Raw genomic sequence first — 14,726 nt, forward strand, 5'->3', positions numbered from 1 at the left:
GGAAGGGGGCTTCCCCTTCCTTATATAAATTGACGAAAGTTTTTTCCATCTCTATACTGATAAGAGTTAATGAAATGAAACAAGGTGATAAATATGGATTTTGAAATAAATTATCTTTCCTTTTATGTTGTACAAGTAGAAGGAAAAGGTGAAGCTGTTGATAAACGCTACAAACATTTTCAAACATTAGACGCTGAAGAGTATGAAGATAGCTCCTTAAAAGAATTTTTGAATGGAGAATTATTAAAAATTTCAAAGAGAAAAGTAGAACGTCATGCGAAAACAGAACAAGCTCCGACAAAAATCGGTCGCTTTATTGTAGAAGAAGGGCACGAACTTGATTCAAATCCTCATTACAACTTATTTAATCGCATCCGCTTTGCAGAAACGAAGGAAAACTTCAAAGATATGAGCGAACCTCTCGTTTATACATATCTTGACACAAGTGCTGTGCGCGGTGGTGTATTTTTAATTGCGCAAGCAAAACTACGCAAATACTTTGATGATCCATTCGTCTTCGTTATGAAATGTGACTTCGAGCCAAAAGTCGCTTCTATTTCCGATGAATCCACACTAATTCGTAACGTTGAAATGGCCATCACAACAAAAAATATGAAATCTATCCAATATCCGTACATGCCCGAAGAAGGTATGGTCGAAGTGGGCGAGCTAAAAATTCACCAAGCATCACACGCCCGTTACTTTGAAGACTTCTTAAAATTCGTCGAATACGAACGCTCTATGCCTGAAATTATGAAAACACAAGTAATGGACATGGTATACGACCAAATTGAAGATGTATTTGAAGAAGGTACGGAAGAACGTGAACAATTCGACCAAGCGATGGAAGTATGGGCTGCCAGTCCAAAACGCGAAATTATGGAACAATTTTCAACCGAAGAAGTAATGGAAGCTACCGCTCAAATCGTCGAGCATGCTCCTGAAGTGGAATTAAAGCTAAAAGCAGATCATATCTCTGTGAAGGCCCTGCTTGCTGATTTCGGGGATCAAATACATATCGCAAAGGTAAATGACCGATACGTATTAATGATTGAGGCTGATACACTTACATTTGAGAAAGGCTTCTCTCCAATTGAGTTTCTGAAGCCAGACGAGTTGCAAGACGTAATTGAGCGGATTGAGAATAAGCAGCAGTATTCTTATGATCCGAACGGGATTGAATAAATTCTTCCATTTAACTGTTTTTACTGGGCGCTTTTAATAAGCGCTCTTTTATTTGGGGCATAGTTTTCATTTATATTAAAAACCGATTCTACTAAGAATCGGTTTTTCTGCTTTATAACAAAATATGTTTATGTTTAAAAATAATTTTGATCCAAGATGACTTTTGTTGCAGAATCAAGTCCATCCCTTTCTGGTTATACAAACGTATTTCCATTAGAAATATCGGCTTCAATATTCCTTATAGACCAAACCCTTCTATAAGTTTTTGGTATTTTTCCTTTTAGTCACTATGTATGTTCTCAAAATTAAAATTTCATTTCACTACCTCAAACTTATTGTACTCGTAAAAAGATAACTGAAAACGATATTCCGGATGCTCTCTCACCCAATCATAGGCTTCTTCTAAAATTCCCATTTTATTTTGCAAGTCATTAAGTTCACTACATTCATTCCTTTTCTGTTTGCACAGAGGACAGAATCCATTCACTATTTCAGCACTCGTCGCCCTAATCGTTTTACTTTCTAAATCAACTACTAAACGAAGAAGAAAAGAATGCTCTTCTTTTGTAGTCACCGTCATTTCAGCAATCCCATCCTCATTCCAAAAGACTCCGTTTAATTCCATCTGTACGTTGACGTCTTTAATATCTAAGTCTATCACTATCACACCCACCTTTTCTAAAACTCTTATCTTACTCTTCTATTTTTATCTTTAACACACCACGACTTAAAGAGATATTAAGCTTTTTCCAATTCTTCTTCTTTGCTATGAAAGGAAGTGTAATTACCGCTAATAGCGTGGTAAATATTATCCCAAAAACTAAAACTGTTACAATGTTAAAGATTGCTTCCATTCAACTTTACCCTCTTTCATTTCTATGGGCTCTAATTTTATGAATATATTAAAAAATTTCTTACCACACCTTAAATTTCAAAGTAGCACAACAAATCAATTCCTATTTATATGAATACTTTATTCATCCATCAATACAATGACAGTAAATTTATGTAGCTAGAAATAGAGAAGAATGTTATTTAACCTCTGCATTCTTCTCCATCTCAGCCAAATACCTAATCTGCCTTTCCGCTTTTCGAACCGCCGTACGAAAATGTTTTTTCAGAAGTTCTATTGTAGGTTCACTTATATAATATCTTTCCGTTATACTTTCCCACGTGTCACTACTTTCAAATGTACTCCAAACGAAAGGACGCTCTGTATTTTTTCTCATTTCTTTAAATACCCATTTTCGCATCTTTTTTTTCGCTTTTTCTGTTAATTTTCCGTCCTTTACAAGCTCGAGTTCACCATGTCTTTTATACCTTTTAGTAATATCTCTCTCGCTATATGCTTTAAGAAGTATGTTCGCTGTATTCTCAGCATCCGCTAAAGCTCGGTGCTGCTTCCCTTCCCATATTAAACCGAGCTGTTCTACTGCAGATTGTAAACTTGGTGTATGCTCAAACAATTCTTCATACGCTTGAAAAACAAATTTTTGTAAATCAATTCTTCTTTCTTTTTCCATACAAGGGCATTCTACACTATGTAACGTACAATCATGAGATAGAAATCGATAATCTTCTTTTCCCCATGTAACAAATATAGAATCTTCTCCGATAAACCGAATAAATTTTTCTATAATTTGCGGGAATTTCTCGACACCAATTAAATCTTTCTTTGTAATTCCCGTTAATTTTGTCGTATGACGAGTAAGTCGTGCCCCCGGTTTTACTAACTCCGAAAATTCTCCAATTACCTTCATTGTACTTGCTTCTATTTTTACAGCTCCGATATCAACTATCTCTGACGGATCTTCTGATTTATACGGCCTAAAATTTCTCTCTATATCAAACACAATAAAATGTGTAGCGTTTTCCAATTTATTTACCTCTTTCTACATTCCTTTTCACACACATACTTTATTTTCAGTATTTATTTATTCATACACTTTATGCATGTAATACTTCGTCTAAAAAACGAAAATTCAATCTCATTATGCTATGTACATAGGAGGTTATTCAATAAAAATGCAAAAAAAAAGAAGGGCAAGCCCTTCTTTTTTCCACAATTACTTCTTGTTAACGTTTGTAGCTTGAGGTCCACGGTTACCTTGTTCTACTTCGAAAGTAACTTCTTGACCTTCTTCTAAAGTTTTGAAACCTTCGCCTTGGATAGCTGAGAAATGAACGAATACGTCTTCTCCGCCTTCAACTTCGATGAATCCGAAACCTTTTTCTGAGTTAAACCATTTTACTTTACCGTTTTGCATGTAAAAAATCCTCCTACAATGTACCTATATGTACATATTCATTTTCAACCACTTTACAAAAATAAGTCAGACATTAAAAAAACTGCAACTCTGAGGAGATTTAACATTGCTATCCTCCTCGGAAGTTACAGCTCATTTAAATCTCTATATTATTAAAAGTAAAATGGTTTAAATATAATATATCATATCAATATAATAAAAGCAAAGTTTTTTTGCTATACAACTTTTTTCTTCCACTGCATCGCTTTTGATTCACCTGATCCCGCTACAAAATAGGCTTCTTTTTGGTTCACAATGCGCCAGCCATGCCCTTTAACTGAATCACATACTGTTACAATTCCTTCTTCTAAAAGTACACGACAAACAGTACTAATCCCAGCCTTATTTTGCGTTGACGTTGTATATAACACATGTTGATCTACACTTAAGTCTAAATAGCTACTTGCTTTCTGCTCGCTTTGACATGTGTGCCAATATGTTTTTTCACTCTCAATACTTTCTTCTATTTTACAAAAAGAAATATTCCCGCTAATCCCTTTGCACGATCCACTGGCTGCTACTAAATAAGAGTTGTGTAAAGTCAACGCTGAGATCATTTGATTCATCACGATTTTAATCCTATTTAATTTACGTGTCTCCAAATTAAATAGCCAAACACCACCATATTTAGCATGTATTTTCGTACCGATAAATAAGTAATGTTTATATAAAAACAACGATCGAATAGATGGTGCCCCGCCACCATACTCAAGAAATGGATGAATGGTTTCCCATGTCGAACCAAAATCATTCGAATGATACAACGTTTTATCTCCATGAGCAATGACAGTTCCTTCTATATTACTACACACATTCCAACTCGTTGCCTTTGTTGGAAAACGTTGAACTGTCCAATTCTCTCCACCATTCATACTACGAATAAAAATTCCTTCATCACCTACACCATACACTACATTATCTTCGCTATGTAAATCCCTAATTCGTTTTTGAAAACCATTTAAAATTTGTTTCCATTCTCCGTTTTGTTCAATAAATAAACCATTATATGTAGTAGCTAACATAAGCTTCCCATCTCTTAACTTTGTAATAGCGGTCGCACTTAACATTGTCTCCACGTTGACACTCCCATTCTTAGAACTTCTCAGCAAATGCAATTGCAAAATTACTGCATTTTTCAACATCCTCTTCATCTTCTGGAGCTAGTTCGATTTTCAATCCTTCTTGTACAAGCTCTGCACCGCGTTCTACAAGCCTTTCTTCAAATATCGTTACCGCTTCACAAAACAGTTCATACGCCGTATCACCTGATCCAAATACCGCTACTTTCTTCCCTGATAAATCAATATTTTCTAAGTCCTCATGGAAATCTTCCGCTTCAAATGGCAATTCACCATCGCCCCACGTATAAGATCCTAAAATGATTCCATCATAAGCTAATAATTCTTCAGCATCCATGCCTTCCATTTCTTGCAATACTACTTCATGATCAAAAGCATCTAAACTAACTTTAATTAAATCAGCAATACTCTCTGTATTTCCTGACATACTTGCATAAGCTATTAAAATTTTCGCCACTTTGGCATCCCCCTCTAACAATAAACGATTCTCATTCTCATTATATTAATAATGAGAATCAATTTCAATTGTATTTTTTATTATTTCTGTTTACTTCATAAAAAAAGCACAGATGACTATACAATCATCTGTGCTTTTTTATTACTTTTTAAAAATACCAAACGGCTTTCCAACTGGTAAAACAACTTTTCCGAAGTGTGTATTTAACACTGCTGCTGCTGAACCATAGAAAGATAATAATGAAATAAGAAGTTCTGAATATGCTGCTAAATTATGCATCGCATGCGGCATAACACCTAAAGTACTTAATGAAAGACCGATAAATAAGAAATCAATAAGGACGAAAATCATAAATAATACTTTATGTGTTTCCATTGCACCAATTGTCATAAAGATTGTGAAAATTAAATATCCGATAAAGGCTACACCAAGCTGTTTTGAATCTGCAGCTTGTGCTAATTTTTCGCCAAATACTCCAAGTTGAATTAACCAAGTCATTCCAACACCTAGCCAAAATAGACCGTATGCACCGAATGCTGTTGTACCGAATGTATTGTTATGCTTTGCATCGTGAATGCAAGCAAAGATTTGTGCAAATCCTCCTAAAAAGATTGCCCATGGTAATACTAGTGAAACGCCATCTGTTAAGCCTAACTTTTGAGATGATGCTACAAGTGTTACCATCGCTAATCCAAATAGACCAATTCCAGATGGATCTGCTGTTGTCATTTTCACATGATGTGTAGTTGTTTGATTGCTCATATAAACCTCCTGATTATAAACATACTCGAATACAATACTTAAATCAGAAGACTATGTCAATGGTTTTTTTTGTATGTTGTCAGACCTTATATTTTATAATGTTCTAATATACTTTCAACCACTTCATACGGTTTTATATTCACTTTTTCCAACTCATATATCGGCAACCATAACGGAATATAAATCCCTCTATCTTTCATTTCGAATTCTTCAGGTGTTTCTCCTTCTTCAATTCCTCCACCTGGAAAAACATAGTACGTTTCATCTTCTCGGATACGTTTTATAAGAGCAATTTTCCCTTCCTGCACAATGATAGCCGCGCCACGATTTCTTGTCATTTTATTACCTCAATACCGATCGCAACTGTTCCCCACTTTTGTTCTTGTTCTTTCGTATATATTTTGTATGTACTTTCTAACATTTCCTCTAAACTATCATTTTCACAATCCAATAATTTTTTATCAATTTGTTCGTACATTGCTTCAAAGTTTTCATATCGTTTTATCTCCGTTACTTTTACAGCCATCGTTGCTGCTGTCGTAAGGTTCGTAAATACAATATGATCGCCTTGTTTTATGAGTTGACGCTTTTTATCGTATAAGCGCACTTCATACACTTTTTTTCCTGATTGAATTGACTGAAAAGGTTTATTATATAATCCCATTTCATATCTCATACATTCCACTCCCATTTATTCATTTTACCTATTAACACTGGTCACCTTACTACACCTTGCATATAATATTCCACGCTTATTTCTTGATTGAGAAAGAAGGTTGAAGAATCATGTTATATTTAAATCAAAAACCTGAATATAGTAAGTATGATATCGGTGATTATACTTATAGTAAAGTAGGTCCAACTATTTTTTCTTGGAATGATGAAACGAAATTAAAAATAGGTAAGTTTTGTTCATTAGGAGAAGAAGTTGTTTTCATACTTGGCGGAGAACATCGCGCGGACTGGATAACGACTTATCCATTTAACGCTCTTTTCAGCGAAGGAGCCCATATTACTGGTCACCCCTCTTCAAAAGGTGATATTGTAGTCGGCAATGATGTATGGATTGGTTATCAATCCTGCATTTTATCTGGTGTTACGATTGGTAACGGTGCCATTATTGGCGCAAAGAGTGTTGTTACAAAGGATGTACCGCCATATGCAATTGTAGCTGGTAATCCTGCAAAATTTGTTCGATATCGTTTCCCTCAAGAAACAATTGACAAACTAGAAAATATCGCATGGTGGGACTGGGACATTTCTGTTATAAAAGGAGCTATTCCATTTCTACTCTCCGACAAAATTGATGAATTTTTCAGCTCACCCGAAAAAGAATCTACATGATTCATACAGAAAGAGCATCCTTCTCTTACAGGATGCTCTTTCTGCATTTATTTTCTCTTTATTTGCAAGTGATCACACGGAGAACATTGAAAAGAAATTTTCCCTAAACAATTAAGATTCGTTTCGCAAATTTGTTCTATCGTTGGAACAAATGGAATAACAACTATATTACTTTCTACTATTTGTGTAACAGGTGGTAACACTGTGCCTACTTGATGTTCGAAACGAATACTTGCTTGATTTATATAATTCCCCGAACCACTTGGGGCACTCTGCACTACTACTTGGAACGAAACTGTTCGTGCTTCACCTGGATTTAAATTCCCTATAAGAAATCCTGATACCGGGCTTACATTTGGTACTGGTGCATTATCAACCGTTACACTTCCAAGGACAAATCGTACACTACTATCTAACATATCTTGAAAACGAATATTTTGTATGACAGTATCACCCGTATTTGTAATAACTGTCGTAAACGTAATGACATCTCCAATCGTTGCTGCCTGTAAATCTGCCGTTTTTACGACTGTCGTTGAGACATTTTGAGGAATAAACGGGATAACAACTGTATTGCTATCACCTTCAACTACTACTGGCGGCTCATTCGGGTTTACAATTGCAAGCCCATTTGCTATAGCAGTATTTGTAACTAAATTATTTATTTGTCCTCCTGTTATTACAACTTGGAAATTAATAATGGCTGCATCATTTGGCTGAAAATCACCTAACGGAATACCAGTATTCGGATTGGCAAATGGGAGAGGTACATCATTTACCGTTACCGTGCCATTTATAAATAACGTATTCGGATCAATGATATCTGTTAAAATAATATTCGTCACAGGAACTGTACTGTCATTTATAACGGCGATTCCATAAGTGATAACATCTCCTACCATCGCTACTTCAAAGTTTGCTCCTTTTGCAACGAATAAGATTGCAGTATTTACCGTTACAATAACTGTATTGCTCGTGTCCATCACTATAACTGGAGGCTCTCCTGGTACTAAAATATATTCTGCTAACGCCCCAGCAACGTTTACTACTGTACCACCATCTGGAAAACTGGTAATCGTAGCTTCATATGTTACAATCGCTGTCTCACCGACTGGAATGTCTACAATCGTAAATCCAACCTGAGGATTTACTCCCGGACGCGCTACTCCATTTACAGTTACACTATTTGGTACAAAAACAGCTTCCGGAGATAGCACATCGATAAATTGAACATTCATCGCATCAGCAGTACCAGTATTTAATATACGAACCGTATACGTTACCGTTTCTCCTACTCCAACGATTGAATTGTCTACTTCTTTCTGCATATCTAAACTACCTCTATTTACTGGTGTGACTGTCGTATTACTTGAATTCGTAATTGTAAACGGAGGTTCTCCTGGAATCAATTCGAAATCACCCGTTACTCTCGCTGTATTCATAATGCTACTAGAAGGCGGAATTGCGATTACATTTACTGCAAATGTAATTAATACGCTATCCCCTACTGCAAGATCCGGTAATGAAAAGCCTATAAATGGATTTAAACCTACTTGCGGAATCCCATTTATTTGTACACTTCCAGGAACGAATTCTAAGCTAGGTGATGGAACATCAATAAACTGAACATTCGTTGCTGTTACCGTTCCCGTATTTGTAACTTGCACACTATACGTTAACGTATCTCCTAAACGTGTCGCTTCTTTATTTACAGATTTTATAACGCTAAATCGTCCTCTATTCACTCTAGTTATCGTCGTATTACTCGGCTCTGTTACTACAACTGGTGGTTCTCCTGGCACTAAAGTAAAGCTTCCTGTTATATTTGCAACGTTCGTAATTGTTCCTGATGACGGGATGTTTGTAACTGTCGCTTGAAACGTCACTATAACCGTTTCACCAACTGGTATATCTCCAACTCCAAATCCAGTAATCGGATTTAAGTTTGGTTGCGGGGCTCCATTTATCGTTACACTATTTGGTACAAATGACGCTCCTGCTGAAATGGTATCAATAAACTGAACATCATTAGCTGTTACTGTTCCTGTATTCGTTATTTGCACTGTATACGTCAATACATCTCCAACTAGAGTAGCGGCTCTATTTACTTGTTTAATAACATTAAAGCGTCCTCTATTTACAGTTGTGAGTGTTGTATTACTTGGCTGGTTTACTATAACTGGTGGTTCTCCTGGTACTAATACAAAACTTCCAGTTACATTTGCCGTATTAGCAATTGTTCCGTTTGACGGAACACTAACAACAGTTACTTGGAATGTGACTTCTACACTTTCACCTGGATTTATATCTGGAAGCGGGAATCCATTATTCGGATTGAATCCAGGTTGTAACACACCGTCTATCGTTACACTGTTCGGCACGAATGCTATAGAAGAAGGTAGTACATCACTATATTGAACATTCGTTGCTGGCACTGTCCCTGTATTTTGAACGACTGTTGTATATGTGATTGTATCACCTACTGCAACAACCGGCTGACTTACTGATTTTAAAACATTCAAACCAGGCTCATTGATTTCTGTTAATGTCGTATTACTTGTCGTCGTCTCCGTAATCGGTGGTTCTGTTTCACTTACAGCAAATGTAGCTGTAACGTCTACAAAGTTAACAATCGTACCACCTTCTGGTATGCTTGTAACCACTTCCTGATATGTGACAAGTACAAAATCATCTACAGGTATATCTGGAACTGTAAAACCGATGAAAGGATCTAATCCTGGTGCAGACACCCCGTTGATGCTCACACTTCCTGGTACAAATGCTACACCAGCAGAAGTCGTATCGATAAATTGAACATTGGTCGCTGGCACTGTTCCGAAATTAAATATCAATACATCATACGTTAAAATTTCTCCTACAGTGGCTACTTCTTTATCTACTAGTTTTAACGGAAAAATAGACGCTATATTAATTGTCGTAACGACTAAATTCGTTAATATCGTTTCCGTAATCGGTGGTTCTTGCGGATTTGGTTGTGAAGTAAATGTAACGTCTGCATCATTTAATATGACTTCATTATCTGGAATTTCTGTAATCGTCACTTGGAATGTGATCTCAATACTTCCACCAGCGATTAATAATGGCGTAACTGTAAATCCTATTTCCGGATTTAAACCAAGTTGCTGCACTCCACCTATCGTTACACTACCTTCTACAAATGTCGTTCCTTCTGGGATGACATCTTGGAAGAACACATCTGTAACTGGTATAATTCCTACATTTGAAATGAGCACGGTATACGTTAATACATCCCCAACCGCTCCAGCTGCAACGTCAACTGTTTTTGTTGCTGTTACTTCACCAGGAGGAGGTAATGGTATTGTAACTACCGTTGTATTACTTGAGTTCGTTGTTGTTACAGGTGGCTGTAAAGGATTTAATAAGAAAGTGGCTGTAGCAGATGCTGTATTTAATACTGCTCCACGTGTAGACGGTGCAACTACCGTAACTTGGAACGTTACTGTCACTGATGTTCCAGCTGCAATATTAGGAAGCGGAAAACCAACATTTGGGTCAAATCCTGGTTGTGGCGTTCCATTTATCGTTACACTATTTGCTACAAATGTTGTTTCTGGAGCAATTGGATCAAGGAAAGAGACATTCGTTGCTGTTACTGTACCGTTATTTCGAATGACAACAGAATACGTGTAAATTTCTCCAAGTGCTGCTTGTTGTACAGAAGAAGATTTTTGTATATTTAACTGTGCTGTGTTTACTTGCGTCACTACAAAATTACTATTTGTAACAGTCGTTATTGGAGGGGTTGCTGGATTTATAAGAAAACTGGCAGTAACGTTCGATTGGTTTCTAACATTTCCACCGCTCGGAACACTCGTCACTGTAACTTGAAACGTAATCGTGGCCGTTTGCCCAACCGGAATATTTGGTACTGGGAAACCTGCCATAGGATTCGCGCCTTGCTGAACGACTCCATTTATCGTCACACTATTTGCTACAAACGCAGTACCGGATGGAATTGGATCTTGAAAAATAATATTCGTTGCAGGAACAGTTCCTGTATTTTGAATAAGAATCGTATACGTTAATGTATCCCCTACTCCTGCTTGTGGTGTATTTACACTCTTCATTATATTAAGTGATCCTACATTCACTCGCGTCACAACAATATTACTAATCGTTACAATTGTAATTGGTGGCTGGAGAGGACTTACTTGGAAATCAGCAGTTACATTCGCATTATTCGGAAGAACTCTATTTGGCGGTACACTCGTAATCGTTACTTGAAAAGTAACTGTTACTATCCCTCCTACTGGAATATTAGCAAGTGGAAATCCAGTTGTTGGGTTTAAACCGGGTTGAGGTAGCCCGTTTATTGTTACACTATTCGCTACAAAAGTGGTTCCAACTGGAATCGGATCAAGGAACGATACATTAGTTGCTGCTACTGTCCCACTATTTTGTATACGTACTGTATACGTTAACGTATCTCCTACACCAGCTTCAGTAGCGCTTACACTTTTTATTACATTTAATCCTGAAGAATTTACGACCGTCATAACAGTATTACTTGGTTCTGTTACAGTAATCGGTGGCTCTGTTGGATTTACAAGGAAATCTCCTGTAACATTCGCACTGTTTACAACATTATTTCCAAGTGGAACTTCATCAATTAATACTTCAAATGTAACAATTACACTCGCACCAGCGGGCAAATTATTTAATGGGAATCCGAATTCTGGATCTGCGCCTTCTTGTAAGATCCCATTCACAAAGACACTGTTTTCAATAAATAATGTACCTTGTGGAATTGAATCTTGGAAAAATACATTTGTAGCTGGTACACTACCTGCGTTTATGACTTCTATTGTATATACTAAAATATCCCCTACCGTTGCAACATCCGTATTTACTGATTTCACAACTTCAAAGTTACCTGATTGTACAGTTGTATTCACAATGTTACTCGGAACATTGATTGTTACGGGTGGTTCACTCGGATTCACTTGAAAACTTGCTGTTACATTTGCTTGATTTAAAATATCTTCATTTTCTGGATCCTGTATAATTAATACATCAAATGTGACTACAACGGTTTGAGCCGCAGGAATATTCGGAAGAGAAAATCCTGTATTCGGATTCAATCCACTTTGCGGTACTCCATTAATTGTTACAGAATTTGCAACAAATGAAACAGCGGAAGAAATAGCGTCTTGGAAAAACACATTTGTTAACGGAACATTCCCCGTATTTTGAACGGCAATTGTGTACGTTAAAGTGTCTCCTACTGCTGCTTGCGTTGTATTCACTTCTTTTATTACATTTAAACCGCCTGTATTAACTTGTGTCACAACTGTATTTGTTTGTCTATTAATCGTTATTGGTGGCTGATTTGGAATAACGACGAAATTAGCAGTTACATTTCCGCGATTCGCAATCGTGCCTCCTGATGGCGTCGATGTCACTCGTACTTGAAAAGTCACTCTCCTACTTCCGCCGGGAGATATATTTGCTACTGTAAACCCAGTAGCTGGATTGGCCCCAGGTTGAGAAACACCATCCACAGTCACACTATTTGTGATAAAAGTCGTTCCAATTGGGATCGGATCTTGAAAAACAACATTCGTTGCAAGTACATTTCCTGTATTTTGAATTGTTACCGTATACGTAAGAACGTCGTTAACCGTTGCAAAAGCTTTATCCACTGTTTTTCTCGTTGTTATATCAGCTATATTAATTGTCGTAACTACCGTATTACTTGTCGCTTGCCCTGAAACTGGTTGTTGACCAGGCACTGGAGTAAAGGTAAATGTTGCACTTGCACGGTTCGGAATTGGATTGACAAGAGGGTTCGATGTTACTCGAACTTGAAAGCGCACTACGGTCGTTTGCGAAGCATTAATACTTCCTAGATTAATACTACTTGCTGGATTCGCTCCTGGACGTGCTACTCCGTTTACCGTAACGCTGTTTGCTACAAATGTTGTTCCTGCAGGAATACTATCAACAAAAATAACATTGTTTGCAGTAACGTTTCCATTATTCGTCACATTAACCGTGTACGTTAATATATCATTAAGCGTTGCCGTCTGTAAATCTACAGATTTTTGCATACTTATAGTTGCTTGATTCACTGTCGTTTGTACTGTATTCGAAGAAGACATACTAGTAATAAGTGGACTACCGACGAAAGGACGGAATTGATATGATACCATTGCACGATTTGGAATAGGATTTGGGTTCGGAAACGATGTTATTCGCACTTGAAAGGTAACAATTCTTTGCGTATTATTTGGGATTGTACCTAAATTAATTCCAGTAGCAGGGTTCGCATTCGGCTGTGTTGCCCCTCCTACCGTTACACTACCAGCAACAAACGTCGTTCCATTCGGAATACTATCACGTAATACAACGTTTTCTGCACTTCCTGTTCCTGTATTTGGAACCGTAATCGTATAGGTAAGAGTATCCCCTACCCCTGCGACTGTTCTATTAACCGATTTAACAGGATTAATAATCGGACCTGTTGCATCAATTTGAACACCAAAACCAGCTGCAGCATATCCATCCCCATTTGTAACAAATCGAACCGTTGCTGACGTTTGGTTGTTTACTAAAGATGAGGAGGCATCTACATTCGTAATATCCCACCCTTGCCTTCGGACGGCCAAAGCTACTCCTAACGGCTGATTCAAATCTCCAAATGTACCGCTCGTATCTAAATTTCCACTGTCATTACAAATTTGTGACTGAAAGAAATTATTCGCGGGATTTCTCGGTCCAAATAAAGCAACTGTAGTATTCGCATTCGGTCCAAAACGAAGTTGATCTCCAGAAATGTTAGAATCACCTTCTTGTGCAGTTACAAGTACCCTTCCTGTTACAGCTCCTGTTGCGGGAGTTGCAAATCCTGAAATAGTGGCATCAACCGGTGGTGATGAAGCATCGATAATTTCTTGCCCTGCATATACTGACAAATTTCGAAGTGGTAAACTTGCATTTTGATACACAACCTCAAGCGTCCAGCCAGCTGAACGACTAATTGTTGGATCAGCTGAAGTTCTTGTAGCTGGCACGGCACCTGTTGTATATGTGCCCGCCCCACCTGCACTAACAAGGTTCGTTACATTGGCAGAACGAGCATAATAAAACTGGTTTCCTACTGAACCTTGCTGCGCGGTAGCAGGATCTGGCGTAACAGAAAACGTCCCTGCTGGCGTTGTAAATGTAATGCTATCATTTAAAAATGGTAAAACATCTTCCGTATCAGTCCGGAAAGTACCAGCCCAAACTAATTCTGCATATAACACACTGCTTCCCGCTGGAAGATTTAAAATTGCACTAGAAGAATTCAATCGCCAGTCATCCGTTGTACCCGCTGGGAATCCTGGTACTTGCAACGCTGTATTTACTGTCGTAAACACAGCAAGTGTACCAAAAATATTACCTGGTGCAGGTGATGTAGGGCTAAGTCCCAGCGTATTCCCAGTAAACGTGACGGCACCAGGCACTGTTGTCGTAAACCGATTTATAAAAGGCACACAATCATCTCATTTCAATTATAGTAAAAATTGCTCTATACTATAAAATGTAGACAAACTATACAATGTACGT

At 37.4% G+C, this 14,726-nt stretch carries 12 protein-coding genes; 2 read left to right on the forward strand and 10 right to left on the reverse strand.

Annotation, left to right across the window (positions count from 1 at the left end):
* Positions 1 to 93: 93 nt before the first annotated feature.
* Positions 94 to 1,185, forward strand: a complete 1,092-nt coding sequence (locus tag RCJ96_RS18645; RefSeq protein WP_000345047.1) for a DUF3900 domain-containing protein — start codon at positions 94 to 96, stop codon at positions 1,183 to 1,185.
* A 313-nt stretch (positions 1,186 to 1,498) separates the two neighbouring features.
* Here RCJ96_RS18645 and RCJ96_RS18650 read toward each other — a convergent pair whose 3' ends face one another.
* From RCJ96_RS18650 to RCJ96_RS18690, 9 genes are all read right to left on the reverse strand, one after another.
* On the reverse strand, positions 1,499 to 1,846 hold the full coding sequence (locus tag RCJ96_RS18650) for a hypothetical protein (RefSeq protein ID WP_316150908.1): 348 nt from the start codon (positions 1,844 to 1,846) through the stop codon (positions 1,499 to 1,501).
* 31 nt (positions 1,847 to 1,877) lie between these two features.
* Entirely contained in the window at positions 1,878 to 2,039 is a 162-nt protein-coding gene (locus tag RCJ96_RS18655) for a hypothetical protein (protein ID WP_000387290.1), read from the reverse strand.
* Positions 2,040 to 2,216: 177 nt separating this feature from the next.
* Positions 2,217 to 3,062, reverse strand: coding sequence for an exonuclease (locus RCJ96_RS18660; protein WP_316150911.1), 846 nt, complete (start codon positions 3,060 to 3,062; stop codon positions 2,217 to 2,219).
* Positions 3,063 to 3,251: 189 nt separating this feature from the next.
* Entirely contained in the window at positions 3,252 to 3,452 is a 201-nt protein-coding gene (gene cspB, locus RCJ96_RS18665; protein ID WP_001179150.1) for a cold shock-like protein CspB, read from the reverse strand.
* Positions 3,453 to 3,667: 215 nt separating this feature from the next.
* Positions 3,668 to 4,567, reverse strand: coding sequence for a WD40/YVTN/BNR-like repeat-containing protein (locus tag RCJ96_RS18670; RefSeq protein ID WP_316150914.1), 900 nt, complete (start codon positions 4,565 to 4,567; stop codon positions 3,668 to 3,670).
* Positions 4,568 to 4,583: 16 nt separating this feature from the next.
* Positions 4,584 to 5,027 carry a flavodoxin gene (locus RCJ96_RS18675; RefSeq protein WP_001062763.1) on the reverse strand — a complete coding sequence of 148 codons (444 nt, stop codon included), beginning with the start codon at positions 5,025 to 5,027 and terminating at the stop codon, positions 4,584 to 4,586.
* A gap of 141 nt (positions 5,028 to 5,168) precedes the next feature.
* Positions 5,169 to 5,789 (reverse strand): acetate uptake transporter, encoded by a 621-nt coding sequence (locus tag RCJ96_RS18680; RefSeq protein WP_000070938.1) that lies wholly within the window; start codon positions 5,787 to 5,789, stop codon positions 5,169 to 5,171.
* An 86-nt stretch (positions 5,790 to 5,875) separates the two neighbouring features.
* Positions 5,876 to 6,127, reverse strand: a complete 252-nt coding sequence (locus RCJ96_RS18685; RefSeq protein ID WP_316150916.1) for an NUDIX domain-containing protein — start codon at positions 6,125 to 6,127, stop codon at positions 5,876 to 5,878.
* Entirely contained in the window at positions 6,124 to 6,465 is a 342-nt protein-coding gene (locus tag RCJ96_RS18690) for an ASCH domain-containing protein (protein ID WP_074609610.1), read from the reverse strand. The genes RCJ96_RS18685 and RCJ96_RS18690 overlap by 4 nt, the downstream gene beginning before the upstream one ends.
* Positions 6,466 to 6,575: 110 nt before the next feature.
* Between RCJ96_RS18690 and RCJ96_RS18695 the strand changes: the two genes are divergently transcribed.
* The gene (locus RCJ96_RS18695) at positions 6,576 to 7,133 is read left to right on the forward strand and encodes a CatB-related O-acetyltransferase (protein ID WP_074609612.1); all 558 of its coding nucleotides are present in this window, start codon (positions 6,576 to 6,578) and stop codon (positions 7,131 to 7,133) included.
* 47 nt (positions 7,134 to 7,180) lie between these two features.
* On the opposite strand, the gene RCJ96_RS18700 is transcribed toward RCJ96_RS18695, so the two are convergent.
* Positions 7,181 to 14,653: a DUF7507 domain-containing protein gene (locus RCJ96_RS18700; protein WP_446699829.1), complete on the reverse strand. Its 7,473-nt coding sequence runs from the start codon at positions 14,651 to 14,653 to the stop codon at positions 7,181 to 7,183.
* Positions 14,654 to 14,726: the final 73 nt, after the last annotated feature.

The organism is Bacillus sp. BSL6 (assembly GCF_052928345.1).

Excerpts from the sequence above, each read along its gene's own strand:
- RCJ96_RS18680 (WP_000070938.1), bottom strand. The coding sequence starts at position 5,789 with ATGAGCAATCAAACAACTACACATCATGTGAAAATGACAACAGCAGAT.
- RCJ96_RS18645 (WP_000345047.1), top strand. The coding sequence starts at position 94 with ATGGATTTTGAAATAAATTATCTTTCCTTTTATGTTGTACAAGTAGAA.
- RCJ96_RS18655 (WP_000387290.1), bottom strand. The coding sequence starts at position 2,039 with ATGGAAGCAATCTTTAACATTGTAACAGTTTTAGTTTTTGGGATAATA.
- RCJ96_RS18695 (WP_074609612.1), top strand. The coding sequence starts at position 6,576 with ATGTTATATTTAAATCAAAAACCTGAATATAGTAAGTATGATATCGGT.
- RCJ96_RS18690 (WP_074609610.1), bottom strand. The coding sequence starts at position 6,465 with ATGAGATATGAAATGGGATTATATAATAAACCTTTTCAGTCAATTCAA.
- RCJ96_RS18685 (WP_316150916.1), bottom strand. The coding sequence starts at position 6,127 with ATGACAAGAAATCGTGGCGCGGCTATCATTGTGCAGGAAGGGAAAATT.
- cspB (WP_001179150.1), bottom strand. The coding sequence starts at position 3,452 with ATGCAAAACGGTAAAGTAAAATGGTTTAACTCAGAAAAAGGTTTCGGA.